The organism is Pseudoclavibacter sp. RFBI5, assembly GCF_002931395.1.
In the GTDB taxonomy this organism is placed as follows: Bacteria; Actinomycetota; Actinomycetes; order Actinomycetales; family Microbacteriaceae; genus Pseudoclavibacter.
The window spans coordinates 144,234-170,413 of record NZ_PSYA01000011.1 but is presented as its reverse complement, the minus strand read 5'-3'; the positions used below and the strand labels follow the sequence as shown (position 1 = coordinate 170,413).

The window sequence follows — 26,180 nt, the reverse complement described above, 5'->3', positions numbered from 1 at the left end:
AAAAGGGCCCGAACGATCGGACGATCTACGCGACATGGTGTGCCTCCGGTCGCTGCGTCGCGGCCGGTGACGGGTTCGTGGAACCCCTGCGTCGAGGTCAGCCTACCGAGGCTTATGTCTAAAATCAACTAAAGAGTGCGCACGAGCGGCAATTGCGGGCGTCACGCCGACGAGCACCCGCGTTCGATCTGCCAACTCAGCTCGAGATCCTCGAGCAGGCGCGACAGCTCGTCGGGCCAGTCGGATGCACGCGGCGCCTCGAGCGCCCACCGCAGCTCCCGACGGGCACGACCCTCGAACGCCTCCCGGACGACTCGCTCCCCCTCCGCGGAGCGGCTCGTGAGGCGTGCGACCCCAGCCCCGGGATCGATGGCAACCTCGACCTCGACCGCGCCGAGCGCCGAGACTCGCAGCCACGGCACCCCCGCGGCCGGGGCCCAGGAGAAGAGGACGGGGATGCCATCGTGCGATTCGAGCAGAAGGGACACGGTCGGGCCACTCTCGTTCTCCGGAAACACGGATCCCAGCCCGAGCTCGCCCCCACCGGTCAGCACACGCGCCCAGCCGAGCGCGTCCCGCAGCACCCCGCTCGAGGACGGACCGCCAGCCTCGACCGTGACGAGGACAGCCTTCGACCCGGACGGGGCCACGAGCGCCCGAGCCGCTTCCACCAGATCCCTCGGGAGGAAGCAGCGCGCGGCCAGAACGTGCGCGCCACCTGCTGGCAGCCGATCGCGGCGACCGGCGTCGGGCACGACGGCCTCGTCGACGACCACGCCCCGGGCGCCGTCGGCCAGCGCCGCCTCGACCGCGCACAGCCAGCCCCCGGAACCGCGAGCGTCGATCACGACGACCGCGCCGGTCGCAGTCGAGGAGAGCTGCGCACTCAGCGGCAGCTCGGCAACCGCGACGCGATAGGGCGCGAGCCGGTCACCGTCCGCCCCTCGCGCGCCCGGCGCACTCGACACCAGGACCGGAATTCGAGGACTCACGACGAAGCCCCCTCGATGTGGGCGGCGACTGCCTCGGCGAGCACGATGGCGTAGCGCGTGTCCTCGAGCTGCTCCTCGTACTCGAGCGGCGCCTCACCCGAGAGCAGCTCGGCAAGCGCCAGCCACTCCGCCTCGTAGCCGTCGAGCTGTGACCTCGGGGGCACCGCCACCCCGCCTTCCGGCCCGCGAACACTGACACTCGCCGCACCGTCGTGCACAAACGCCGGCGGGAAGTCGACGTCGACGCGCGACTCCCCCGCCGAGACCGTGAGACGCCAGCGAGCATCCGCCCCCTCTGCGCGCATGACGGCACCGAGTTGCACTCGGGCGCGGCCCGCTCGGTACCCGACGGCATAGCCGAGCGGTGCGACGAAGCGAGCGAAGTCGACGCCATCGAACCCCGGCACGAGATCGCGGATGGCGGGCAGGTCATGCACCGCGAGGCCGGCGACGAGCTGCCGCACGATGCCGGCCTGCACGTGTGCGGGCAGTCCAGACGGGGGATGTCGAACTGGAGACCCGCCACCCTCGGCGAACTCGGTGACGAGCCGGTGGTACTGCCCGTTCGGCGGGAGCGACAGCGTGACCCGCACGCTGTCGACGGGCGCCCGCAGCTCACCGATGAGCCGTCGCGCCTGCACCCAGCCGGGGTCATAGAGGTGGTTGGTGCCGATGAGCAGCGCCACTCCCCGATCCCGGCAGGCGACGACCAGTGCTTCGGCCTCGGCGACGGTCGTCGCGAGCGGCTTCTCACACAGGATGCCCGCGACCCCCGCATCGAGCGCGGCACGCACGTGACTCGCGTGCTCGGCCGGCGGCGAGCAGATCAGGGCCAGCTGCACCCGTTCGTCCTGGAACACCTCGCCGACGCCGGAGCTGCTGCGCGCGCCGATGCGCCGAGCGAGCTCGTCCGCACGGCCGCTCCCCGAGTCCGCGATGTGGACGACCCGGAACAGCTCGGGGAGACGCGCGAGCGTGGGGAGGTGGAGCGCGGAGACGCCCGGCCCGGCCCCGATGACGCCGACTGACCACATGCGACCACTTCCTTGTGCGCTTTTGTATGTTTGATGCAAAAGTTTGCTGTGCACGAACGTATCTGGGCGTTCCCTGCGGCGCAAGGTCGACATATTGGGTACAGTTCGGCCATGAGAGAGTCAACGTTGCGCTTCGGTGCCCAGACCGATGAGGTCACGAGCCTTCTCCGAGTCGTCAACCTCGTGCGCATGGGCGAGGCACTGACCCGCCCGCAGATCGGCACCGTCACCGGCCTCGGCCGTGGCGTCGTCACCCAGCGCGTCGAGCAGGCCATCAGCATGGGCTACCTGGAAGAGGGCGACGTCGGCCCCTCCTCAGGAGGGCGAGCCCCACGCACACTGCGCTTCCGAGGAGAGAACGGACTCATCGTCGTCTGCGCCCTCGGCGCGCTCCACATCCACGTCGGCCTCGCACAGCTCGAAGGCGATGTCATCGCACAAGCGCACCTCGACTGGGAGATCTCGCGCGGGCCAGCCGCAACCCTCGACGCGGCTCTCGGGCTCGTCGAAGAGCTCCTCGCCGCAGACACCCAGAGCCGAGGCAGCGAGCTCCCCGTCTGGGGCATCGCAGTCGGTGTCCCTGGCCCCGTCGACTTCGAGTCCGGCAGGCCCGTTGCACCACCCATCATGCCCGGGTGGAACGGCTTCGACATCCGCCGCCGCTTCGAGCAGCGCTTCGACGCGCCCGTCTGGGTGGACAACGACGCCAACCTGCTTGCGCTCAACGAACGCACCAACCGCCAGGTCCCGTCGGTCGATCTCATCTACGTCAAGGTCGGCTCGGGAATCGGCGCCGGCCTCGTCTCGCGGGGGCGCATCCACCGTGGCGCGAACGGCGCGGCGGGAGACATCGGGCACGTGAAGGTGTTCGGGTCGACCTCGCAGTGCCGTTGCGGGAAGATCGGCTGCCTCGAGGCGGAGGCTGGCGGATGGGCCCTCGTTCGGGATGCCCAACTCGCGATCGAAGCCGGTGACGACGGGCTCCTCGCGCGACGCTCGAAGGAGGGCGAGGAGCTCAACCCGGAGCTCATCGCACTGTGCGCCGAAGACGGCGACGCGCTGGCGATCCAGCTCGCGCAGCGCTCGGCGAAGATCATCGGCGAGTCGATCTCCGCGCTCGTCAACATGTTCAACCCGAAGGTCATCGTCGTCGGCGGCGCCCTCGCCTCGGCCGGCGAGATCTTCCTCGCCGAGGTCCGGCAGCGCGTCTACGAGCACTCGCTCCCACTCGCGACCCGCGACCTCAACATCGTGGTCTCAGCGAACGACGTCCGCGAGCCACTGCGCGGGGGTGCCGCGATGGTGCGCGAGCAGCTCTTCGAGGAGACGTTCACGCGCTGGTTCGCGGACGGGCGCCCCACGATCGCAGGGCTCGCCCTCGGTCGCTGACACCAGCGCGCCACTGCGAGCACACCTGGTACCTCTGTTACTTCTTCCGATTTTCGACATAAGCCTGTAGGTTCACTCCTAAAGCTGGTATCGGCCGTCACAAAGGAGTGTCATGCCCAGAATCGACCCGCGCAGCCCCGACCGCCGGGGAGCACGCCCGTGAGCCTCGCGATCCTGCTCGACGACGCCCTCCGCAGCGATGGCGATGGCTTCTCGCTGCGAGTCTCCCTGCCCTGGATCCGCTCCCTCCCCCTCGCCAGCCTCCACGAGCTGCGCGTCACGATCGACGGACAGAGCGCACCGCTCCCCGAGCTGGCGCCCAGCCCCACGTGGTGGTTCGTGCAGGACCGCATCGTCGTGCACTCGAACGTGCGGCTCGAGCCCGGCCAGCACGAGGTGCTCGTGGGCTTCAAGCTCCTCATCCCCAATATGGGCGCAGGTCCGAACCAGCCGCTCATCCTGCCCTTCGCCACCGCCCGGCGCCTGGAACTGGACGCGCCGCTGGCACCGCCGCGCGCATCCCGCGACCTGCCACTCGAAGCCGTCGGGAGCCCCGCGTGAGCGCGCAGCTGCCCGAGGGATGGACGCTCGCCGCCTCGGCGTTCAACTGGTCGCCCGAGCTCATGGTCGCCGACCGCACCTCCCCAGAGATCGCGGCCTCTATCGGGGCATCCGGCGTCGCGAACGTCATCGAGCTGGAGGCCGCCCAGACGTGGCGCACATTCCCTGATCCGTCGGATGCGGAGACCTCCAGCATCCGCTCCGCCCTCGACGCCACGGGCACCTCGGTGAGCATCGTCGGCGCGAGCCTCGACGACTGGCTCACGGCCACCACACGCCGGTCCGAGGACGAGCGCTACGAGTTCCTGCTCCCCCAGCTTCGGGCAGCCGCGCGGCTCGGCGCGGAGGGCATCCGGCTTCCGCTGGGACAGGCGGGCCCCGCCCTCCTCGAGCGCCTCCTCCCCCGCCTGCACGAGCACGGCCTCGCGCTCTACGAGGAGCTGCAGGGCCAGCAGTCGCTCGACAAGCCGCAGAATGCGGCGGCCGTCGAGGCCGTCGCGGCGGTCGACGACACGAGCATCCGCCTCCTCCTCGACATCAGCATGCTCATGCCGTCGCTTCCGCCGAGCTACCTCGCGAGGCTGCGTGCTGGCGGGGTGGATGCGTCGCTCGTGGACGCGCTCGAGCACGACTGGCGGAACCCGGCGACGCTCGACGCCGTCCAGGCCGCGCTTCGCGGCGGGACCGTACCGCCGCCGGTGCACACCCTGTTCATGAACCTCGTCATCCGCTTCGGGCGTTCGGACGCGCGCGAGCTGCGCGAGATCCTGCCCCTCGTCGGCGGCGTGCACCTGAAGTTCTGGGACCTCGACGACACCGGCGGCCGCATCTCGAACCCCATCCGCGAGATCTCCGCCGAGCTTGCCACCGTCGGATTCACGGGCACGCTCTGCAGCGAGTGGGGCGGCCACGAGTGGATCGACTCGCTCACGCCGGAGCAGGCGACCCGCGCCCACCTGGCCCTCGCCCGCGAGGCCATCTCGGAAGGCGCCTCCACGCCGGTGACTGCCTGAACTGCCCTGCCCGCGCAGAGAAGTGCGGCAGATGCAGGCTCCCGTTCCGGGGAGCATGCACCTGCCGCACTCTTGTGGCCGGGCAGGGGCTGCTTAGTCCTGCTTCGTGGAGAAGGCCGAGTCGAACGCCGCCTCCGACGGACGATACGTGGACAGCTTGCGCACGAACCCCAACGCCTCAGGGGCGCCCACGAGACGGTCCATACCCGCGTCCTCCCACTCCACCGACAGCGGACCCTCGTAGCCGATCGCGTTCAGCATGCGGAAGCAGTCCTCCCACGGCACGTCCCCGTGCCCGGTCGAGATGAAGTCCCACCCCCGCCGTGGATCCGCCCACGGCAGGTGCGACGACAACCGCCCATTGCGGCCGTTGCTGAGGCGCTTCTTCGTGTCCTTGCAATGCACGTGATAAATGCGGTCCTGGAAGTCCCACAAGAACCCCACCGGGTCGATGTCCTGCCACACCATGTGCGAGGGATCCCAGTTCAACCCGAACGACTCCCGATGCCCGATCGCCTCCAACGCACGCTTCGTGGTCCAGTAGTCATACGCGATCTCCGACGGGTGCACCTCGTGCGCGAACCGGACCCCGACCTCCTCGAACACATCCAAGATCGGGTTCCACCGATCCGCGAAGTCCCGATACCCCGCATCCACCATCGCCTCCGTCGCGGGAGGGAACATCGCCACGTACTTCCAAATCGACGAGCCCGTGAAACCGGTCACCGTCTTCACACCCAGCGCCGCGGCCAGGCGGGCCGTGTTCTTCAGCTCCTCCGCCGCCCGCTGCCGCACCCCCTCCGGCTCCCCGTCGCCCCACACCCGGTCGGACACGATGTCCCGATGGCGCTGATCGATCGGGTCGTCGCACACCACCTGCCCCTTGAGATGATTCGAGATCGTCCACACCTTGAGACCATTGCGCTCGAGAACGTCGAGCTTGCCCTGGACGTACTCGGCGTCATCCCACCGCCACGGATCGAGGTGATCACCCCAGCAGGCGATCTCCAAGCCGTCGTACCCCCACTCCCCCGCAAGACGAGCAACCTCCTCGAACGGCAGATCGGCCCACTGACCGGTGAACAACGTGACAGGACGAGACATGCTTCTCCTCTTAACTAACGTTCTCGAATGCTGAACTAACGTTCTCGAATGCTTGGGCCGCGCTGCTCAGACAGCGACGGCGGAGCGGGTCTCGACCCACGCGCTCTCCGCGGCCGAGCTGCGCTCGACGGCGTCGAGCACACGCTGCACGCTGAGCCCCTCTTCGAAGCTCGAGTGCAGCGGGGTGCCGTCTGCGATGGCGGTGACGAGGTCGACGACCTGATGCGTGAAGCCGTGCTCGTAGCCGAGCATGTGACCGGCCGGCCACCAGGCTGAGACGTACGGATGCTCGGGCTCGGTCACGAGGACCTGCGCGAATCCCTGCGCCCGGCTGTCCGCCGTGCGGTCGTAGTACTGCAGCGAGTTGAGGTCCTCGAAGTTCCAGGCGAGGGCGCCGAACTCGCCGGAGACCTCGATGGCGAGCGCGTTCTTGCGGCCCGTGGCGAAGCGGCTCGCGTCGAACGAGGCGAGCGCCCCGCCCGAGAGCCGTCCGGTGAAGATCGCGATGTCGTCGACGGTCACCGCCCCAGTGCCAGAGCCGTCGGCGAGCGGACGCTCGGCGATGATCGTGTCGATCGTGCCGGAGACCCGGTCGACGCTCTGGCCCGTGACGAACTGCGTGAGGTCGATGGCGTGCGCCCCGATGTCGCCGAGCGCACCCGAACCCGCGAGCTCCTTCTGCAGGCGCCACGAGAGCGGTGCATCCGGGTCGACCAGCCAGTCCTGCTGGTAGGAGGCACGCACCCGGTGGACGCGCCCGATCCTGCCCTCGGCGATGAGGTCGCGGAGCAGGGTGACGGCCGGCACGCGGCGGTAGGTGAAGCCGACCATCGACCTCACGCCGCGATCCGCTGCACGCGCAGCAGCATCCGCCATCGCCTCGCCCTCGGCGACCGTGTTGGAGAGCGGCTTCTCGACGATGACGTGCTTGCCCGCCTCGAGCGCCGCGATGGCGATCTCGGCGTGCGAGTCACCGGGCGTGACGATGTCGACGATGTCGATGTCGTCTCGCCCGATGACCTCACGCCAGTCGGTGGTCGACTCCTGCCAGCCCCACTGCTTCGCGGCCTCCGCGACCGCGTTGCCGTTGCGCCCGACCACAACCGCCATCTCGACCTCGGCTGGCAGGCCGAAGACGCGAGGCGCCTGCCGCCAGCCGACCGAGTGAGCGGCTCCCATGAAGCCGTAGCCGATCATGGCCACGCGCAACGGCCGGGTCATGCGAGGACCACTTCGCGCTCGACGGGGACGCGGTTGGTGACGTAGCGGCCCGGCGCGATCTGCATGTAGAGGAGTCGCATCGTGAGCACGACCTCGACCGTGAGCTTGTCGCCGGCGGCCGGCACCTCATCCAGCTGGATGACGATGTCGGGCCGGTCGGAGAGGAACCAGAGGGTCTCCGACTGCTCGGGCAGCTCGTCGATCGTGTAGGAGCGTCCGGCGAGATCGAAGCGCAGCTTTTCCTTCGGGATGGAAACCCCGTTGACGTTGACCTCGACGTTGTCGACGGCCGACAGCCAGAGGCTGCGGTACCAGGGGATCTGCACGGAGACGCTGATGCCGTCCTCGCGCCGGGTGACGTCCTTCTCGGCGAAGAGCGAATTGTGTGTTGCCATGTTTCTGTTCCCTAGCCTCAGGCGACCGTGAGGCTGTTCGCCTCGGCCGCGGTCTCTTCGATGGCGCGGCGCATGAGCGCGTGCTGCTGACGCACCTGCTCGACCGGGTCGCTCTCGCCGAGGTCGGCGAACGCGTGGCCCTCCCACTCGCTGGAGAGGTAGCCCTGGTAGCCGCCCTTGACGAACTGGCGCACGATGCGCGCCGTGTCCATGGCCGGCTCCTGGCCGTGCTCATCGATGTCGTAGAACTTCGCGTGCACGTGGAACATCTGCGGCATGATGTCGAGCCACTCCTCCGGCTCGACGAGGCCGTGCATGTTGAACGCGAGGCGCGTGAACGGGCCGAGGCGGGCGAAGTCGAACTTCTCGGCCGTGAGGAAGTCCTCGAAGGCCTGGTTGCGCACGTGCATCGGCTGCGGGCGGCGCCAGATCTCGTCCATGACGGGGAAGTACTCCTCCGGCATGCCCATGCTGCTCAGGGTGCGCAGCAGCCGCGGCGAGAGGCTGTGCATCGTCGAGCTGAAGTCGGCGGTGAAGCCGAGGCGGTCGCTGCCGAGGTCCTCGTACATCTCGCGGATCGCGTGGATCTGCGGGGCGTTCGGGCCGGAGGGGGCGTGGATCTCGTAACCGAGACGCTGGTCGTACTTCTCTGCGAGCGGCAGGAGCCGCGCGAGCAGCTCCTTGCCTGCTGAGCGGATGACGACGGTGCGGAACCCGAAGTCGTTTGCCGTTGCGAGCTGGCGGGCGAAGAACTCGTACTCCTCGTCCGGCGTCATGTCGCGATCCTTGCGGCGCCCCATGTCGAGGTTCGTGCCGACGGCGCTGGGCTCCAGTTCGTAGCGCTCGAGAGTGTCGCGCCAGAACTTCACGAACTCGTGGTCGGTGTCCGGGTAGGTGCGCAGCAGCTGCGCGATGTTGAACTCGACGCCGGTGCCCAGGCCCTCCTTGTGCACGGCCTCGACGAGCGTCTCCGGCGTGTAGAGGCCGGCCGCGAACTCAGAGGTGAGCGAGTAGAGGGTGATGCCGAGCTTGATGCCCGTTCCTGCGATGCCATCTGTCATGGTGTTCTCCTTCTGGTCGCGGCGGTCAGCTGCGTACGGGCAGTGCATGGTGGGCGGCGAGGATGCGCCGCGCCTCAGCGGGGTCGGTGATCATGCGCGAGCCCGCATCCGCTGCCGCGGAGCGCTGGACGGCGTGCTCGGCGCGGATGATGTCGAACGGGCTCTGCCAGTGGTTCCAGTGCCAGCCCTCGTACTCGCTCGAGACGGCACCGGAGTAGCCCTGCTCGACGAGCAGCGCGATGAGCTCGCGGACGGGAACCGAGGGCTCCTCCCCGTGCTCGTCGATGCCGAAGAACTTGCCGTGCACGTGCTTGACCCACGGCATGATCTCGAGCCAGTCCTCGACCCGGGCCGGGCCGAAGAGGCCGGTGCCGTTGATGGCGAAGTCGATGCCGAAGTCGGGGCGCCCGTGCTTCGCGGCGAGGCCGATGAAGGAGCCGAAGCGCTTGCCGTGCACGCCCTGGTCTGCTGGCGGACCCTCCGCGTAGTAGCCATCCCACAGCTCGACGAGCTCGGCGAGCAGCTCCTCCGAGGCGCCGCGGCGGCGGTAGGCCTCGACGGCGGACGGGGCGAACGCCTTGGTGGTGGCGCCCCAGTCGGCGGTGAAGCCGAGGTACGGGGACCCGACCTGCTCGAAGCGGTCGCGGAGCGCGAGGATGCGGGGGTGCGAGGCGTACTGGTCGGCGTGCACCTCGAGGGCCAGCGTCACGCCGTGCTTCTCGGCGATCGGCGCGAGCTGCTCCATCGAGTCCGGCGTGATGGAGATCTGCACGCGGGCGACGGGGAAGCCGAGCTTGGCGGCCGCCTCGATCTGCCGCGTCATGTACTCGACGAGCTCGTCCTGCGAAAGCAGGCGGTCGCGGTGGATGCCGATGTCGGCGTTGACCGCGAGCGAGGTGCGGACCAGGTCGAGCTCCTCGACGAGGTCGGAGAACCAGCCGGCGAACTCGTCGGTGATGTTCGGGAAGCCTCGGATGCTCGAGAACCCGATGAGCTCGAGGCCGGGTCCGAAGCCCTCGGCCGCGACCTTGCGGATGAGCCCTTCGAGGTCGTACTCGCGCCCGTGGAACGCGCGGGTGAAGCTGTAGAGGGTGACCCCCTGGATGGGGGTGCCGAGCTCGCTGCTCATGCGGAGACCGCCTTCATCGTCTTGGAGTTGTGTTCTTCGATGCGGAGCACCCCGTGGTCGGTGATGATGTACGGGATGTAGAGCTTCAGGTCGACGTCGACCGTGTGGTCTCCGTCTCCCGCCGTGATGGGGATGTCGCCTTCGACGACAACCGAGTCGGTCGGGAACCACCACTCGCTCGTGTCGCCGGCGAGCTCATCCGGTGCGTAGGTCCTGCCGTTCATGGTCCAGCGCAGCGACTCGAGTGGGGCGGCGATGCCGTCGACCGAGAGGCCGAACTCGGAGATGCAGGATGCGGGCAGCGAGCGGTACCAGGGCAGGCGCACCTCCACCGAGGTGCGTGTGCCGTTCGTCTTGAGCGTGTCCTGCTCGATGATCCGATCAGGAATCATGGTGGCCTCCTAGCCAGTTGTCAGTCATGGTCAGTGCTCGGTCGTCTGCGACGCGAGCGCTGGTGCGGTGGTGAGCCTCGCCGCGACGTCGCGGGCGCCCTTCACGGCGAGCGCGACGCTCGTGAGGGTGGGGTTGCAGGCGGTCGAGGTCGGGATGACGCCGTTGCCGGCGACGTAGAGCCCCGGCACGCCCCAGACCTCGCTTGTCGGCGAGCAGACGCTCTCGCCGTCGTCGGTCTCGCCCATGCGGGTTGTGCCCTGGTAGTGCAGGGATGCGCCGAAGGGGAGGCGGATGACGCGCTCGTCGAGGGGTTCGCCGACGGCGTCGCCGAGCACGCGCAGTTCGGCCTCCGCCGCATCCATCACCGCTCGGTCCTTGTCCGTCGCGGTGTAGTGGATGCGCACGGCCGGCATCCCGTAGCTGTCGAGGTGCCCTTCGGTGAAGAGCACGCGGTCGTCGCGCTGCAGCTCCTTCGCGCAGAACATGCCGAGCCCCACGATGGAGCCGGGGATGACGGCGTCGTCGACCGCGACCGGCACGGGGGACGCGTCGAGCTGCATGATCTGCCCGTGGAACGGCTTCGCGTCGGTGTACGGCACCCAGCTGACGCCACTCGTCTCGCTGATGGCGCCAGCGGCCTTGTCCTGCACCGCTGTTGCCGACGCCTCCGGCGCTTCGATGCCCGTGATCCGGGCGGCGAAGACGACCTGCGACTGGTCGTTGAGGTATCGGCCGAGCGCATCGGGTCGGATCCCGGAGGCCCACAGGACCTGCGGGGTGCGGAGCGCGTCGGCGGCCACGACGACCACTCGGGCCGCGACCACGCTGAGCTGCGCTGCGCCGGCCTCGCTGAGGTCGCGCACCTCGACTCCCGCGACCGCGCCGTCGTCGCCGAGCACGGTCCTGGTGACGAGGGACTCATCGAAGAGCTCGAAGTTGGGGTTCTCGCGTGTCACGTCGCCGAGGACGACGTCGGAGCCCGACCAGACGAGGCGCCCGTCGTCACGGCGCCGCACGGCGAGCGGCATCCGCTGCACGCGGGCGGCAGGCTCGCGGCCCCCGTCGACCACCGGTGAGAGCCGGTCGCGGATGACCTGGCTGAAGGGGGCCCCCTCGAACGCGTCGGTCGTGACGCCGAGCAGGCGCTCGGCCTCACCGAGGAGTTCGTCGAGCTCGCCCGTCGCGTCGAGGAAGCTGATGCGCTCGCTCTCGCCCGGGCGCGGGCAGGCGCCCGTCCAGTGGGCGGACATGCCGCCCACGTTGCTCGACATGGCCGCGACGGGCATCCCGTCGCCGCCGTCGACCGAGAAGTCGCCGTCGGGAAGGATGTACGTGCCCGGGCGCGACTGTCGCTTCCCCTGCGCGAGGGCGACGGGGCTGTTGAGCTTGGAGGCCGCTTCGCCCGGCCCCTCGGAACGCCGCTGGGCGGAGCTCCGAGCTTCGAGGTCCTCGATGTTCTTGACGTGCGCGCCTGGCGGGTTCGAGACGGTCGGCCCGACCTCGAACATCGCGATGCGCAGCTCGGGTGCCGTCTCGCTCAGGATGCGCGCGTAGCTCGCGCCGGCTGGTCCGCTGCCGACGATGGCGACGTCGACGCGCTCCGGGTAGCGGCTCATGCCGACGCCGCGGCTTCCTTCACGAAGGCCACCGATGCAGCCGACTCCGTGGTCGGGTAGTACTCGAGGCCGATGGGGCCGTCGTAGCCGGATGCGCGCAGCACGGAGAACTTCTCGGCCCAGTCGAGCGAGCCGCTGCCGGGCTCGCCGCGGCCCGGCGCATCCGCCAGCTGCACGTACTTGACGATGTCTCCGGCGTTGGCGAGCTCGGCCGCCATGTCCTCGCCCTCGACGGCAGAGTGGTAGATGTCGTAGAGCACGCCGAAGTTCGGGGAGCCGACGCCGCGGGCGACGTAGACGGCCTCCGAGGTGCGGTCGAGGAGCGAGCCGGGGTGGTCGACGCGGACGTTGACCGGCTCGAGCACCAGCGTGATGCCGGAGCCCTCGATCTGGGTGATGGCCTTCTCGTAGATGGCGATGAGCTCGTCGAGCTGCGTCTGGCGCTTCGAGCCGCCGAAGCCCGTGCCGCTGCCGACGACGATGCGCGGGCAGCCGAGGTCCTGCGCGATGGCGACGCCCTCGTCCAGGCACTGGTAGAAGAAGGAGTGGTCCTTCGGCGGAATCATGAACTGCGTGCGCGGCTCGGCGAGCTGCGCCGTGAGCTGCGTGCCTGTCTCCTCCAGCGCCGCCTTGAGCGCGGGGAGGTCCTTGGGCTTGGCGGGTGCATCCTTGCCCGTCGGCCCCCACATCTCGACGGCGTCGAAGCCGGCAGCCGAGGCGGCGCGGACTCGGTCGTGGTAGTCGCCGGCTTCGGTGAAGAGGAGTTCGATGTTCGGTGCGAGCTGGTACATGGCTGGTCCTTTGCGGGGTTCGAAGAGTGAGGGGTCGACGCGTGGAGGTCGAAGCCCGAGGCGGGCGATGCGCTAGAGGCGGTCGGCGAGCTGACGGATGAGGGAGTGCTGGCGGCGGACCTGCTCGATGGAGCGCCACGGTTCGCGCTCGCCCTCGTATTCGCTCGAGAGGTAGCCCGTGTACCCGGCGTCCTTGAGGGACTTGAGCACCGGCTCCCAGGGGATCTGCTGGTCCTCGAGGTGCTCGTCGATGTCGTGGAACTTGGCCTGGATGAACACGACGTGCTCGATGATTCCGGCGATGTCGGCCGGGTCGACGCCGATGCCGTCGAGGAAGTCGGGGCGCTTGCCCGGCAGCTCGCCCGGACGCAGCGGGATCGGCCGGTCCTGGAAGATGCCGGTGTCGAGGAGCAGCCCGAAGTGCTTCGTGCCGGTGCGCTCGATGAGCGCGATGTAGTCGTCCACGACCTCGTGCTTGATGGGCGTCGGCGAGTGGATCTCCGGACAGATGATGACGTCGAGTTCCTCGGCGAGGGGAAGGCTCAGCTCGACGGCTTCCGTCCAGCTGTGGTGCGGCACGAGGTCGCTCGTGACGACCCCGATCTTCGGGCGCACGAACCTGAAGCCGAGCCGCTTGGCGAGGCGCAGGTCGCGCTGCAGGATCTGTGCGCCCTCCGCCGCGGTGAGGTCGCGCGCCTGCGCTCCGCTCGAGAAGAGCCGCGTGTCGATCCAGGAGCCGTAGTTCGTCGGCTCGAGCGAGTACTTGTCGAGAAGCGCGAACCACTCGTCGACCCACTCGTCGCTCGGGTTGGGGTAGTTGGGGATGTGCCCCTCGCCGAGGATCTCGACGCCGGTGGCGCCGAGGTCGGCGATCGAGCGCAGCGCGGTCTCGAGGTCCATGACCGTGCCGTAGTCGCCCATGTAGCTGTAGAGGGAGACGCCGTATGCGAACTGGGCACCTTCTGCCTCGGGCGTGAGGGTGATGTGCTTCGTCACCTGGTAGCGGCTCGGCTGGTGCTCGAGTGGGATGTACGACATCCGCAGGCGCAGGTCGACCGAGAGCTCGTGCACGCCGTCCGGCAGGCCGCCCTCGAGGGGGACGGTGACGGTGGCGGGTTCGTCGAGCTGCCAGCGCACATCCTTCGACACCCACAGCTCCTCGAGCGTGTACGTGTTCCCCTGGAGCGTCCAGAGCGGGACGGTCGGGTCCACGTCGACGACGCCGGGGATCTCAACGCCGACCCCGTCGATGAGCGAGGCCGCCATGCCGCGGTACGACGGCATGCGGAGCTGGAATTGGAACCCGGTGACCGTGTCGCCCTCGCGCACGTTGCGGAAGCCGACGGACTGGATGAGGTCTCTCTCGAGAAGCATCGTTGCTCACTCTCTGTGTCTGTGCGTCCACTCTACGCACTTATGTCGGTTTCAGTCATAAGAAAGACTGATGTGCGCCTTAGGTGCTGCGGATGCGGGCGGACCGGCCGTAAGAGCGGCGCCCGAGCATCCGGAATCCGCCGCTGCACGGCCGCCGCACGGCCGCCCTCGCCTCAGTCGGTCCGCACACCTGGGGCTTGTGCACCTGCGGGCACCTTCTGCCTGCGCAACCCCCAGGTCTGCGCAGCACCCCGCCCACGCCCGCGCGCCCACAGACCTGTGCCTTCCGCACCTGCGGGCACCCCTCCGCCTCCACAACCCCCAGGTCTACGCAGAACCCCGCCCACGCACGCGCCTCCAAACCTGGGCCTTCCGCACCTGCGGGCACCCCTCCGCCTCCACAACCCCCAGGGCTGCACAGAACCCCGCCCACGCACGCGCCTCCCCGCGCCCACGCGCCCACAGACCTGTGCCACGCGCACCTGCGGGCACCCCTCCGCCTCCACAACCCCCAGGTCTACGCAGAACCCCGCCCACGCGCCCACAGACCTGGGCCCTGCGCACCTTCGGGAGCCCCACAGCCTGCACAACCCCCAGGTCTACGCAGATCCCTGCCCGCGCGCCCACGCGCCCAGCAGACCTGGGCCACGCGCACCTCCGGGAGCCCCACAGCCTGCACAACCCCCAGGTCTCCGCAGAACCCCGCCCACGCGCCCACAGACCTGGGCCCTGCGCACCTTCGGGAGCCCCACAGCCTGCACAACCCCCAGGTCTACGCAGATCCCCTGCCCGCGCGCCCACGCGCCCAGCAGACCTGGGCCACGCGCACCTCCGGGAGCCCCACAGCCTGCACAACCCCCAGGTCTGCGCGACGCCCGAGACCACACATACCTGCACCTCCACCCACTCCCGGCACCTCCGCCCGCGCCTCCGCCCACTCCCTCCAAGCGCAGATGTGGGGGTTGCGCATGTGAATCAACGGATTCACGTGCGCAACCCCCACGTCTGCTCAGCTCAGAGCGCGGCTGGCTACTCAGGCCAGCGCCTGCACCTCCCGCATGCTGCGGCGGATGAGCGCGTGCTGGCGCTGCACGAGCACAAGCGGGTCGACCTCGCCGAGGTCAGCGAAGGCGTGGCCCTCCCACTCGCTCGACATGTAGCCGGAGAAGCCGCCGCGCACGAACTCCTCGGTGATCGCGCGGTAGTCGATCGCCGGCTCGTCGCCGTGCTCGTCGATGTCGTAGAACTTGGCGTGCACGTGCAGGATCTGCGGCATGATGTCCGACCACTCGCGCACATCCACGCGGCCCTGCATGTTGAAGGACAGGTGCGCGAGCGAGCCGAGGATGCCCGGGTTGATGCCCCGCCCCTCGAGGTACGCGATGAACGCCTGCTGGCGCTCGCGCATGGGCACATCGGTGCGCCAGATCTCCTGGAGCTTCTCCACCGCGGCGTCGTCGAGGCCGCGCTTCTTCACCGAACGCAGCAGCGTCGGCGCCATGCTGTGCATCGTCGACGAGAAGTCGGCGACGAAGCCGAGCAGCGGGGAGTCGAACTCCTCGAAGACCTCCCGCACCTTCACGATGGGCTCGGCGTTCGGCCCGAGCGGCGCGTGGATCTCGTAGCCGAGCTTGAGGTTCAAGCGCTCCGCGATGGGCAGGATGCGCCGCAGCAGCTCCGGTTTCGCGCTCTGGATGCGCACGAGCGGGAAGTCGAGCTTCTTCGCCGACTGCAGCAGCGTCTCGGTGAACTCGAACTCCTCGTCGAGGCTCATGTCGCGCGACCGGTTGCGGCCCATGTCGAGGTTCGCGCCGAACGAGCTGGCGTCGAAGCCGTACTTGTCGAACGCGCTCCGCCACTTCGCGACGAACTCGTCGGAGACGTGCGGGTACGTGGGCACCATCTGGGAGGCGACGATCTCGATGCCGGGCCCGATGCCGAGCTCGGCGACGCGCGCCAGAAGGGAGTCGAAGTCGTACCAGCCGGCCGCGAACTCGGCCGTTGCCGAGTAGAGGGTGAGGCCGAGCTTGAAGGGGTCGCTGTCGCGGGGCTCGGCGAACTCGCCGAGTGCATCCGCCGCCGACGCCTCGAAGTACGGGGTGGTCGCAGCCTCGACGGCCTCGCTCGCGACGAGCGTGCGGGTCACGTCGACGTGGTTCGGGACGTAGAGGCCCGGCTCGATCTCGCTACCCGGCTTGATCTGCATGTACGGCAGTCGCAGGTCGGCGACGAGGCGGACCTCGTGCTCGCTGCCGTCCGCGATCGGCTCGTCGAGTTCGACGACGAGCCGCGGGCGGTCCTGCAGGAACCACAGCACCTCCGACTGCTCGGCGATGTCGTCGAGGCGGTAGCTCTCGCCACGGTGCTCGAGGCGCAGCTTCGAGGCGTCGATCGCGGCGCCGTCGATCTCGAGCGCGAGGCCCGTGACCGAGGAGAGCCACACGCTGCGGTACCAGGGCAGCTGCAGGCTGAGCGCTGCGCCATCCGGGTGGGGGAAGAGGCTCTGCTCGCTGAGCAGGGTGTCTTGCGTTGCCATGTGGGGTCTCGATTCCTAGTGCTTGAGTCCGCCTGCGAAGCCCTGCATGAACTGCTTCTGGGCGACGAGGTAGAAGATGAGGATCGGCACCATCGAGATGATGACGATGGAGAAGATCTGGTTCCACTGCGAGACGAGCGCGCCGACGTAGTAGTACATCGCCACGGGTAGCGTCTGGAAGTCGGAGCCGCCGAGGAAGATGAGCGACGTGAAGAAGTCGTTCCACACGATGAGGCCGGCGAGGATCGCGACCGTTCCGGTGGCCGGCGCCATGAGGGGCAGGATGATCTGGAAGAACACCTGCGTGGGGCTCGCCCCGTCGAGGGCCGCAGCCTCCTCATAGTCGGTGCCGAGTCCGCGGAAGAAGTTGGCGTACAGGAAGATCGCGAGCGGGAGGAGCATCCCCGTGTAGAGCACGATCATGCCCCACAGCGAACCGGTCAGGCCGAGCGCGCGGGCCCCCATGTAGAGGGGAACGGTGCCGAGCTGCGTGGGCAGGATGATCGCGATGAGGAAGATGTAGTACGAAACCTGGGTCCAGCGGCGGGTGCTGCGCGTGATGACGTAGCCCGCGAGCGCCCCGAGGATCACCATGCAGAGGATCGTGCCGCCCGTGATGATGATGCTGTTGAGCAGGCCGATGAGCACGTTCGACTGCCCCGTCGCCGTCATGACGTTGGCGAAGTTCTCGACCGTCCACGTTGCGGGGAGCTCGGTGGCAGAGGTTGAGAAGACCTCCTGGTCGCTCTTGAACGCCGTGATGACGAGGAAGTAGAACGGCAGCAGGAACACGATGGCGACGAGCCAGACCGCGACTTCCCTGATCAGCGTGAACTTGGTGTACCTGAACATGTCAGCGTCCCTTCTCGGGGCGTTCGGCCGTGAGCTTCTGCTGGAGGACGGCGAAGATGAGGATGATGACGGTGAGGATGAGCGCGAGCGCCGCTCCGTAGCCGAAGTTGCCGAGCGAGAAGGTCTGCTTGTAGACCTCCGTCGCGAGCGTCTCCGTGGCACCTGCTGGCCCTCCGCCAGTGAGGGCCATGACCTGGTCGAAGATGCGCAGCCCGTTGACGAGTCCGAGCGTCGTCGCGATGGCGACGGCCGAGCGGATCGAGGGGAGCGTGATGTACCAGAAGCGCTGGAGCATGCTGGCGCCGTCGATGGCGGCGGCCTCTTCGATCTCGACGGGCACACTGGCGAGGCCGGCGATGTAGATGACCATCGTGAAGCCCGTGTTCTGCCAGACGATGACGATGAGGACCGCCCAGATCGACCACTGCGGGTCTGCCAGCCAGGCCTTCTGGTATTCGGCGAAGCCGAGCATCCCCAGGAACGCGTTGAGCGGGCCGTTGAACTCGAAGATGAACTTCCAGATGTAGGCGACCGCGAGCGGGCTGAGCACCACCGGCATGAAGAACAGGGTGCGGAGGATGTAGCGCGTCTTGAGCCCGCGGTTGAGTGCGAGGGCCAGGATGAGGCCGGCGATGTTGGTGAGGATGACCGAGCCGAACGCGAGGAACAGCGTGTTGCCGACGGCGCCGATCTTGCTCGGGTCGGCGAAGATATCGGCGAAGTTGTCGAACCCGACGAACGTGAACGAGCCGATGCCAGACCAGTTCGTGAACGCGAAGAAGCCTCCGGCGGCCGTCGCGGCGTAGTGGATGAACGCCACGAGCACGAGGCCGGGCAGCACCCACCACCAGTGACCGAATTGGAGAAGGGGACGCCCCTTGCGGGGGAGGGCGGCCTTCTTGCCACCCTCCCCCGTGGGCGACTGGTCTTCAGCAGCTGACTCGGTCTTGCCGTCGCTGTGCAGTGTCGCAGTCATGAACTGGCTCCTTTGCTACGTGTGGATGCGGTGGGTGCCTGACCTTGGAGGTCAGCTGTCCCAGGCCGCATCCATTGCCGAGAGGACGCCGTCGACCGTGGTCTGACCGGTGAAGAGGCCCTGGACGCCCTTCTGCAGCTCGTCGTAGACGGCCTGGTTCGGCCAGAGGCTGTTCGGCAGCGGCGTGTAGGAGCCGTCGGTGAGGACCTGCTCGACGCTCGCGTACGCGGAGCCTTCGAATTCGTAGTTCTCGATGCCGGAGACGGGGAGCGCACCGGACACGTCGGAGAAGAGCTTCGCGCCCTCGTCACCCGCGACCCAGTCGAGGAACGCCTGGGCGGCCTCCTGCTTGTCGCTTGCCGCGTTGATGGAGAGCGAGTAGTTGGAGCTGGCGAGCACGTACGGCTTGCCGCCGTCAGCGGACGGGAAGGGCTCGATGGAGAAGTCGAGGTCCGGGTTGGCCTCGGCCAGCTCGTTGGCGGAGGAACCGGGGAGGAAACCACCGAGCGACGTGCCCTGCGTGATGTTGTTCGTGATGACGTCGAAGCCAGCACCCTCGGCACCAGGCTGGAAGCAGCCCGCATCCTTGAGGTCGATGATCGTCTCGAGCGTGTCCTTCCAGCCCTGCGAGTCGGCGAAGGTGACGTCGCCGGCTTCGCGCTGCTCGTTCCAGTCGGGGGTCTCCGCGTAGACGCGGGTCGCCGAGATCGACATGGCGGTCATCCCCGTGTTGGGGCCTGCGGCTCCGGCGATGACGATCATCGACTTGCCCTGCGAGGTGAGGTCGCCGCACTTGCCGATGAGCTCGGCCGTGTCGGCGGGGTAGCTGGTCACGCCAGCGGCCTCCGCCGAGGAGTTGCTGTAGACGAAGCCGGCCACGGTGAAGTCGACGGGCTGCGCGAGCACCTGGTCCTCGTAGGTGTAGAGCGCCTCGCTGCCCTCGGGGATGACACCGGATGCGGTCTCGCCGAGGGGTGCGAGAAAGCCAGCCTCGCCGAGGCTGAGGACCGCCTGGCCCTGGCCCGATCCGGGGGCCGTCTGGATGACGTCCGGGGCGTTGCCCGCCTGGAGCTGCGTGCGGAGCGTCTCGCCGTAGCGGTCGTTCGGCTGCGGGTTGAGCGTGATCGTCACGTCGGGGTTGGCTTCCATGTACGCGTTCGCGAGCGCCTCGTACGGGTTCTCGAGGTTGTTCGAGGTTGCGTAGGTGAGGGAGAACTCGGTGGCGCCGCCGCCTGCGGTGTCGCCGCCGCCGCCGCTTGCGCAACCGGAGAGAGCGAGGACACCGGCAACCGGGAGGGCGAGTGCTGCGCTGAGGCGCATCCGCTGGTTACGGGAGTGAGACATTTTTTGCCTTTCTTGACAGCGTTGTCGAAGATCCTCCGGCCGTACCGGAGCTGGGTTCAGTCTGGCAGGCTTGTGCGCAAAACACACATAAGTAGTTGCGATGCTCCGCATAACTCACGGCCCGGAACCCGCCGAGCGCATCACCGAGACGGATATGCTGGCGCCACACCCCCGATCCGGAGGCACAACGACGTGACCACAGAAACACCGCTCTCCAGGCTCGACCTCAACCTGCTCGTCTCACTCGACGCCCTCCTCACGGAACGCAGCGTCACCAGAGCGGCAGAGCGACTGCACCTCAGCCAACCCGCGCTCAGCGCATCCCTCGGTCGTCTTCGCACGCACTTCAACGACAAGATCCTCGCCCGCACCGGCAACACATACGAGTTGACGCCCCTCGCCGTGCGCCTCAGCGAGCTCACCGCCACAGCCCTCGACTCGGCCAGGCGCGTCTTCGACAGCCAAGCCGAATGGAACCCGACGCAGTCGACCCGCGAGTTCACGGTGCTCGGCTCCGACTACGGCTTCGCGACCATCGGCGCCGCCGTCTCCAAGCTCGCCGCCGAGACCGCCCCGGGCGTGCGCTTCCGGTTCCGGATGCACAACCCCTCCATCGTCGAGGACGCCATCGCGCAGCTCCGCTCGGTCGACGCCATGATGATCCCCCACGGCTTCCTCAGCGACCTCCCCTACAACGACCTCTTCACCGACGAGTGGCGCATCATCTGCACCGACGACAACCCGCACGTGGGCGAGCAGATCACGATGGAGAACATCGCCGAGCTGCCGTGGGTGTTCAACTACCTCTCCCGGTCGGCGTTCACCTCGGCGAGCAGGCAGATCCGCGAACTCGGCATCGAGCCGACCGTGGCCGCCGTCGTCGAGGGCTTCCACGTCCTCCCCCACTTCGTCGAAGGCACCAACCGGCTCGCCCTCATGCAGAAGCGGCTCACCGACGTGCTCATCCCGAGCGAGGGATTCCGCGTGCTCGAGCCGCCCTTCGACGCGACCCCCATCTCGGCCGCCCTCTGGTGGCATCCCACCCACAACAGCGACCCAGAGCACGCGTGGATGCGCCGCCTCTTCGCGCAGGCTGGCGAGGCCATGCAGGCGGAGGTCGGCGCGGCGTAGGCGGCAGGCCGGCGCGGCGCTTCCTCGAATCCACTGGTTTCGGGATGGGTTTCACGCTTGCAGATGGCTTGCAAGCCATCCCCAAGCGCGAAACCCATCCCGAGATTCGCTCGCCAACGTCAACACCGCGCGAAAACTCCTCGGGATGGGATCCTCACCTCGGCGCAAGAAGGCCACCCGCACGAAGCGCCAAACCCATCCCGAGACTTGCTCAGCCATTCCGCCAGCACCCGCCCGCAATTTCGGGATGGCTTCCACGCACGCAGATGACTTGCAAGCCATCCCGAAGCGCGAAAGGCATCCCGAGATTCGCTCAGCCACTCCGCCAGCACCCGCCCGCAATTTCGGGATGGCTTCCACGCACGCAGATGACTTGCAAGCCATCCCCAAGCGCGAAAACCATCCCGAGATTCGCTCGCCAACGTCAACACCGCGCGGAAACTCCTCGGCATGGGATCCTCACCTCGACGCAAGAAGGCCACCCGCACGAAGCGCCAAACCCATCCCGAGACTTGCTCAGCCATTCCGCCAGCACCCGCCCGCAATTTCGGGATGGCTTCCACGCACGCAGATGGCTTGTAAGCCATCCCGAAGCGCCAAAGCCATCCCGAAACAGGAGTAGTCAGCGGATCGGCGGAAACGCGGGGCAGCGGGGCACCCCATCAGTGCGCCGCGGACCAGCGGACCAGCGTCAGTTGGGCTGCCGCCAGCGGATCAGCGGATCAGCGGATCAGCGGATCAGCGCTTACCGGGTCAGGATGAGGGCGTCGCCCTGGCCGCCTCCGCCGCAGAGGGCGACGGCCGCGGTTCCGCCGCCTCGGCGGGCGAGCTCGTGCACGGCGCGCACGACGAGTCGGGCACCGGATGCTCCGATCGGGTGGCCGAGGGCGATCGCGCCGCCGTGCGGGTTAACCACCTCGTCGGACACACCGAGTTCGGCCTGCGACTGGACGACAACCGCGGCGAAGGCCTCGTTGATCTCGATGTGATCGAGCGTGGAAGCCGCGATCCCCTGCTTCTCGCAGGCGCGGGCGATGGCGCGCGACGGCTGCGACTGCAGCGACGCGTCGGGGCCGGCGACCTGGCCGGCCGCGCCGACGACGGCGAGCACGTCGTAGCCGTGCGCGTCCGCGAAGGCGCGGGTAGTGAGGACAACCGCCGAAGCGCCGTCGGAGATAGGCGAGGCGTTGCCAGCTGTGATGGTGCCGTCCGCGGCGAAGGCGGCGCGCAGCCCGGCAAGCGACTCAGCCGTGGTCGAGGGGCGGATGCCCTCATCGCGCGTCACTCGCACGGGCTCGCCGCGGCGCACTGGCACGTCGACGGCGACGATCTCGGCGTCGAAGAGGCCAGCATCCACGGCCGCGGCGGCACGCTGATGGGAGCGCGCGGCGACGGCATCCTGTGCCTCGCGCGTGATGCCGAGGCTCGTGTTGTGCTGCTCGGTGAGCAAGCCCATGCTCTGGCCGGAGGCCGCATCCGTCAGCCCGTCATGGGCCATGTGGTCGAGCGCCTCGACAGAGCCGTAGGCCCAGCCCTTGCGGGAACCGGCGAGGAGGTGCGGCGCCTGGCTCATCGACTCCATGCCGGCTGCGACGACGAGCTGCGCGTCGCCCGTCTTCAGCAGGCGAGCGGCGTCGATGACTGCCGTCAGGCCCGAGAGGCACACCTTGTTGATGGAGGCGACGTGCGCCGAGGCCGGGATGCCCGCGGCGAGCGCCGCCTGACGTCCCGCGTTCTGCCCGACGCCGGCGGACAGCACGTGCCCGATGAGGACGGCGTCGACTAGCGAGGTGTCGATGCCGGCCTGCTCGAGCGCGCCGCTGATCGCGGCGGCACCGAGCTGCGGAGCGGTCAGCGTCGAGAGCTGCCCATTGAGCTTGCCCTGCGGGGTGCGCGCGGCGGCGACGATGACGATGTCACTCGGACTCGGGACGCTCGCCATCCCACCAGCGGAAGGCCCGCCCGCGATGTCGACGGAGCCGCCGGCTTCGCCGCCGATCGCACCGCTCCGGAGCGAGCCGCCTGCGTCGAGTCCGTCGTCGCGGTTCGTGCCGCTCATGCGCTGACGCGTCCTCTCGTTCGTGCCCGCGACGCCGCCCGGGCGCGCGGGACCGGCACCGCTTCGACGGCCGCGCCGATGATGTTGCTGACTTCGCCGATGCGCTCGACGCGCAGCTCGACGACGTCGCCCTCGGCGAGCGGGGGCGGTGTGAGGGAGCCCGCGCGGCCCCACAGCTCGGCGAGGCACCCGCCGTTGCCGGCGGTGCCGGAGCCGAGCACATCGCCCGGCACGACCCGTGAATTGCGGGACGCGTAGACCAGAAGCTGAGGGAAGGACCAGCCCATGTTCGAGAGCAGGTCGCTGCCGATCAGCTCGCCGTTGACCAGCACCTGCAGCTCGAGCTCGAGGAAGCCGTCGGCGTCGTGCGCGTCCGAGAGCTCGTCTGCGGTGACGATCCACGGGCCGAGCGTCGCGGCGAAGTCCTTGCCCTTGCAGGGACCGAGGCGCACCTTCATCTCGCGCGACTGGATGTCCCTGGCCGACCAGTCGTTGAAGACGCTGTAGCCGAAGACGTGCCCGGCGGCGCTGGCCTCGTCGAGGTTCGCCCCGTCGCTGACGTCGACCGCGCCCACGATGACGGCCACCTCGAGCTCGAAGTCGAGCCGCTCGGTCACGGGCGGGCGGATGCTCGCCCCGCTGCCCACGAGCGAGTGCGGGTTCGTGAAGTAGAAGGTTGGCGCGTCGTACCACTCGGCGACGACTCCCGAGTCGCCGTCGATGGACTTCACGATGCCTTCGACGTGCTCCTCGAACGCCACGAAGTCGCGCACGCTCGGCGCCTCGATGGGCGCGAGCAGTTCGACGTCGGACACCGACGGCGCGAGGCCGAGCGAGCCATCCGCCCAGGCCCGCTCGATGAGCGAGGTCGCGGCCGCGTTGGCGCGCTCGAGCCCGAGCCGGGTCGCCCCGAGCACGGTGAGCCCATCGGCGAAGGCGAGCAGCCGGTCACCGCCCTCGTGCGCGACGACAACCCCGTCGTGTGCGCTGCCGTCGTGCATCCACCTGGCGTATCTCACCGGGCCGCCTCCACGGAGTTCCACAGGCGCGGCAGTCGCGCGGCGTTGCCGAACAGGACCTGCGCTTCGTCGTCGGCGCCGAGCTCCGCGTCGTGCACCCGCTCGACGGGGTTCTCGACGCCCATGTCGAACGGGTAGTCGGAGCCGAGGAGCACCCGGTCGGCGCCCACGGCGGCGATGAGGTTCCGCAGCGCGGTCGGCGTGTGCACGAGCGAGTCGAAGCTCAGCTGCCGCAGGTACGTGGACGGCGCGCGCAGGCACGTGCGCGCTTCGGGCCGCACCTCCCAGGCATGGTCGGAGCGGCCGATGAACGTCGGCAGGTAGCCGCCGCCGTGGGCCGCGATGAGCACGAGGTTCGGGAAGCGGTCGAGCACGCCACCGAAGATGAGGTGCGAGATCGCGGCCGCGTTCTCGGCGGGCTGGCCCACGGTGTTGGAGAGGTAGAAGCGGTCGAGGCGCTCGTCGAGGCTGCACCCGAACGGGTGGAGGAACACGATGGCCTCGAGCTCCTCGGCGCGGTGCCAGAAGTCGTCGAGGCGCGCGTCGCTCAGCTCGACATCGCCCGCGAACGACGATAGCTCGACGCCGGCCAGGCCGTTGGCGAGCACGGCATCCTCGAGTAGCTCGACGAGGCGGTGCGGATGCTGGAGCGGCACGAGGCCGAGCCCGCGGAGGTGGTCGGGAGCACCGGCGACGTGCGCGGCGATGGCCGCGTTGGCCTCCTTCGCCGCCCAGACGGCGAGCTCTTCGCCCGCCCACGGGTAGTAGTGGCTCGGCGAGGGGGACACGAGCTGCATGTCCACGCCCTGCACATCCATGACCGCGAGGCGCTCTTCGAGCGAGATGAGCTTCGGGAAGCGCGACTTGATCATGGCGCCGGAGGCGGCGAGGCTCTCGGGCCCGTTGCGCTTGGCTTCGAGCTCGCCGGCGGCGGCGAAGCCCTCCGGGTCGCGCCCCTGAACGGCGCCCTGGAGCGCGGGAAGGAGGAGGTGCGCGTGCACGTCGACGATCTGGCCGGCAGCGCCGGACGCACGGCCGGAAACGGTCGCGGCGGTCATGCCGGCACCGCCACGAGCTGCGCGACGCCGCCCATGAGGGCGGGCACGTTGCCGTCGCGCTTGCCGTCGAGCTGCCACTGGCCGAGGGTCGTGGACGCCTCGACGACGTGGGCCGCGCGAGGGAGACGGCGGGCGTGGAAGTCGTCCCAGAACGGCTGGTCGAGCTGCTCGCGCTCGAGCAGCATCGTGGCGAGCACGAGCCCGTCCTCGGCGGCCTGGGCCGCGCCCTGCGCGATCGTGGGAGGGCAGCTGTGGGCGGCGTCGCCGATGACGACGACGCGGCCGCGGTTCCACGCATCCGGCACGACGTGCGAGGTGAAGAGCGTGTAGTGCACGCGGGCCGACTCGGTGAGCGAATCCCGGATCTCCTGCCACGGTCCGCCGTAGCTGCCGGCGAGGTCGCGCATGATCTCGACGCTCTCGGCGGGCGTGAGGCCGCTGCGGTCCTGCGCCTTCTCGACGAGGTACGCGTAGATGCTGTTCTCGCCGGTCGGGCAGTAGCCGGCGATGAAGCAGCGGCCGCCGTAGTAGAGGTCGGTGTGGGTGACCTCGGCGGGGCGGGCCACGAAGGCGCGCCAGATGCCCATGCCGGTGCGCTCCGGCTTCGTCTCGATGCCGATGAGCGAGCGGGTCGGCGAGTTGAGGCCGTCGGCGCCGATGACGAGGTCGACGCGCGACGTGTCGCCAGCATCCGTCGTGAGGGTCACGCTGTCGGCGTCCTGCTCGAGGCCCGTGACCGTGGTGCCGTAGTGGATGCGCGCACCGACGTCGAGGGCGCGTTCGGCGAGGATCTTGGCCAGGTCTGGGCGGTACATGCCGGCCGTCGCGGGGTACTCGGGGCCGCCCGTGCGGGTCTCGGTGAGGCTCGCGATGACGGTGCCCGCGGGGTCGGGGGCGCGCATGCTGACGTCGTCGAACGAGTAGGACTGCTCCTGGATGCGCTCCCAGACGCCGACCTGGTCGAAGACGCGCAGGGCGTTGCCCTGCAGGGTGATGCCGGAGCCGAGGGCCGTGATCTCGGACTTCGCCTCGTAGACGTCGACCTCGACTCCGCCGTCGGCGAGGATGATCGCGGAGACCATGCCCGCGACTCCGCCTCCGACGATGGCGACCTTGGAAACTGCACTCATGA

At 69.0% G+C, this 26,180-nt stretch carries 23 protein-coding genes; 4 read left to right on the top strand and 19 right to left on the bottom strand.

All coding sequences use genetic code 11. The features are described 5' to 3' along the window. Positions 1-161: 161 nt before the first annotated feature. Both C5E06_RS14960 and C5E06_RS14955 read right to left on the bottom strand, forming a co-directional pair. Positions 162-992, bottom strand: coding sequence for a hypothetical protein (locus C5E06_RS14960; RefSeq protein ID WP_146081398.1), 831 nt, complete (start codon positions 990-992; stop codon positions 162-164). Beyond that, positions 989-2,026, bottom strand: coding sequence for a Gfo/Idh/MocA family protein (locus tag C5E06_RS14955; RefSeq protein ID WP_104307428.1), 1,038 nt, complete (start codon positions 2,024-2,026; stop codon positions 989-991). Before C5E06_RS14955 ends, C5E06_RS14960 begins: the two co-directional genes overlap by 4 nt. 111 nt (positions 2,027-2,137) lie before the next feature. Here C5E06_RS14955 and C5E06_RS14950 point away from each other — a divergent pair, with 111 nt between their 5' ends. From C5E06_RS14950 to C5E06_RS14940, 3 genes are all read left to right on the top strand, one after another. Beyond that, the gene (locus tag C5E06_RS14950; protein ID WP_104307427.1) at positions 2,138-3,415 is read left to right on the top strand and encodes an ROK family protein; all 1,278 of its coding nucleotides are present in this window, start codon (positions 2,138-2,140) and stop codon (positions 3,413-3,415) included. Positions 3,416-3,574: 159 nt separating this feature from the next. Beyond that, positions 3,575-3,976, top strand: coding sequence for a hypothetical protein (locus C5E06_RS14945; RefSeq protein WP_104307426.1), 402 nt, complete (start codon positions 3,575-3,577; stop codon positions 3,974-3,976). Then, positions 3,973-4,989 (top strand): TIM barrel protein, encoded by a 1,017-nt coding sequence (locus tag C5E06_RS14940; protein WP_104307425.1) that lies wholly within the window; start codon positions 3,973-3,975, stop codon positions 4,987-4,989. Before C5E06_RS14945 ends, C5E06_RS14940 begins: the two co-directional genes overlap by 4 nt. Before the next feature lie 93 nt (positions 4,990-5,082). On the opposite strand, the gene C5E06_RS14935 is transcribed toward C5E06_RS14940, so the two are convergent. The 13 genes from C5E06_RS14935 to C5E06_RS14875 all read right to left on the bottom strand — a co-directional run bounded on the left by C5E06_RS14935 (position 5,083) and on the right by C5E06_RS14875 (position 19,781). After that, complete coding sequence (locus C5E06_RS14935; RefSeq protein WP_104307424.1) at positions 5,083-6,093, bottom strand: sugar phosphate isomerase/epimerase; 1,011 nt, start codon at positions 6,091-6,093, stop codon at positions 5,083-5,085. Positions 6,094-6,159: 66 nt separating this feature from the next. Further along, positions 6,160-7,314 carry a Gfo/Idh/MocA family protein gene (locus tag C5E06_RS14930; protein ID WP_104307423.1) on the bottom strand — a complete coding sequence of 385 codons (1,155 nt, stop codon included), beginning with the start codon at positions 7,312-7,314 and terminating at the stop codon, positions 6,160-6,162. Further along, positions 7,311-7,709 carry a DUF6379 domain-containing protein gene (locus C5E06_RS14925; RefSeq protein ID WP_104307422.1) on the bottom strand — a complete coding sequence of 133 codons (399 nt, stop codon included), beginning with the start codon at positions 7,707-7,709 and terminating at the stop codon, positions 7,311-7,313. Before C5E06_RS14925 ends, C5E06_RS14930 begins: the two co-directional genes overlap by 4 nt. Positions 7,710-7,726: 17 nt before the next feature. After that, positions 7,727-8,770 (bottom strand): sugar phosphate isomerase/epimerase, encoded by a 1,044-nt coding sequence (locus C5E06_RS14920; RefSeq protein WP_104239785.1) that lies wholly within the window; start codon positions 8,768-8,770, stop codon positions 7,727-7,729. A 25-nt stretch (positions 8,771-8,795) separates the two neighbouring features. Continuing rightward, the gene (locus C5E06_RS14915) at positions 8,796-9,899 is read right to left on the bottom strand and encodes a sugar phosphate isomerase/epimerase (RefSeq protein ID WP_104239786.1); all 1,104 of its coding nucleotides are present in this window, start codon (positions 9,897-9,899) and stop codon (positions 8,796-8,798) included. Then, positions 9,896-10,291, bottom strand: a complete 396-nt coding sequence (locus C5E06_RS14910; RefSeq protein WP_104239787.1) for a DUF6379 domain-containing protein — start codon at positions 10,289-10,291, stop codon at positions 9,896-9,898. The genes C5E06_RS14915 and C5E06_RS14910 overlap by 4 nt, the downstream gene beginning before the upstream one ends. Before the next feature lie 30 nt (positions 10,292-10,321). Further along, the gene (locus C5E06_RS14905; RefSeq protein WP_104307421.1) at positions 10,322-11,908 is read right to left on the bottom strand and encodes a GMC oxidoreductase; all 1,587 of its coding nucleotides are present in this window, start codon (positions 11,906-11,908) and stop codon (positions 10,322-10,324) included. Beyond that, the gene (locus C5E06_RS14900; protein WP_104307420.1) at positions 11,905-12,699 is read right to left on the bottom strand and encodes a TIM barrel protein; all 795 of its coding nucleotides are present in this window, start codon (positions 12,697-12,699) and stop codon (positions 11,905-11,907) included. Before C5E06_RS14900 ends, C5E06_RS14905 begins: the two co-directional genes overlap by 4 nt. A gap of 72 nt (positions 12,700-12,771) precedes the next feature. Then, complete coding sequence (locus C5E06_RS14895) at positions 12,772-14,073, bottom strand: DUF6379 domain-containing protein (RefSeq protein WP_104307419.1); 1,302 nt, start codon at positions 14,071-14,073, stop codon at positions 12,772-12,774. Between the two features lie 1,033 nt (positions 14,074-15,106). Continuing rightward, positions 15,107-16,609 (bottom strand): DUF6379 domain-containing protein, encoded by a 1,503-nt coding sequence (locus C5E06_RS14890; protein ID WP_104239791.1) that lies wholly within the window; start codon positions 16,607-16,609, stop codon positions 15,107-15,109. Positions 16,610-16,624: 15 nt separating this feature from the next. Continuing rightward, positions 16,625-17,461, bottom strand: coding sequence for a carbohydrate ABC transporter permease (locus C5E06_RS14885; protein ID WP_104239792.1), 837 nt, complete (start codon positions 17,459-17,461; stop codon positions 16,625-16,627). Position 17,462: 1 nt separating this feature from the next. After that, positions 17,463-18,437 (bottom strand): carbohydrate ABC transporter permease, encoded by a 975-nt coding sequence (locus tag C5E06_RS14880; RefSeq protein ID WP_104239793.1) that lies wholly within the window; start codon positions 18,435-18,437, stop codon positions 17,463-17,465. A 51-nt stretch (positions 18,438-18,488) separates the two neighbouring features. Continuing rightward, entirely contained in the window at positions 18,489-19,781 is a 1,293-nt protein-coding gene (locus C5E06_RS14875) for an ABC transporter substrate-binding protein (protein ID WP_104307418.1), read from the bottom strand. A gap of 192 nt (positions 19,782-19,973) precedes the next feature. Between C5E06_RS14875 and C5E06_RS14870 the strand changes: the two genes are divergently transcribed. Next, on the top strand, positions 19,974-20,912 hold the full coding sequence (locus C5E06_RS14870; protein WP_104239795.1) for a LysR family transcriptional regulator: 939 nt from the start codon (positions 19,974-19,976) through the stop codon (positions 20,910-20,912). Between the two features lie 745 nt (positions 20,913-21,657). Here C5E06_RS14870 and C5E06_RS14865 read toward each other — a convergent pair. From C5E06_RS14865 to C5E06_RS14850, 4 genes are all read right to left on the bottom strand, one after another. Then, positions 21,658-22,854 (bottom strand): acetyl-CoA C-acetyltransferase, encoded by a 1,197-nt coding sequence (locus tag C5E06_RS14865; RefSeq protein ID WP_104307451.1) that lies wholly within the window; start codon positions 22,852-22,854, stop codon positions 21,658-21,660. A 113-nt stretch (positions 22,855-22,967) separates the two neighbouring features. Then, on the bottom strand, positions 22,968-23,990 hold the full coding sequence (locus C5E06_RS14860; RefSeq protein ID WP_258067681.1) for a fumarylacetoacetate hydrolase family protein: 1,023 nt from the start codon (positions 23,988-23,990) through the stop codon (positions 22,968-22,970). Then, complete coding sequence (locus tag C5E06_RS14855; RefSeq protein ID WP_104307416.1) at positions 23,987-25,048, bottom strand: amidohydrolase family protein; 1,062 nt, start codon at positions 25,046-25,048, stop codon at positions 23,987-23,989. Before C5E06_RS14855 ends, C5E06_RS14860 begins: the two co-directional genes overlap by 4 nt. After that, a complete protein-coding gene (locus C5E06_RS14850) occupies positions 25,045-26,178 on the bottom strand; it encodes an FAD-dependent monooxygenase (protein ID WP_104307450.1) in 1,134 nt (377 codons plus the stop codon). The genes C5E06_RS14855 and C5E06_RS14850 overlap by 4 nt, the downstream gene beginning before the upstream one ends. Positions 26,179-26,180 lie beyond the last annotated feature (2 nt).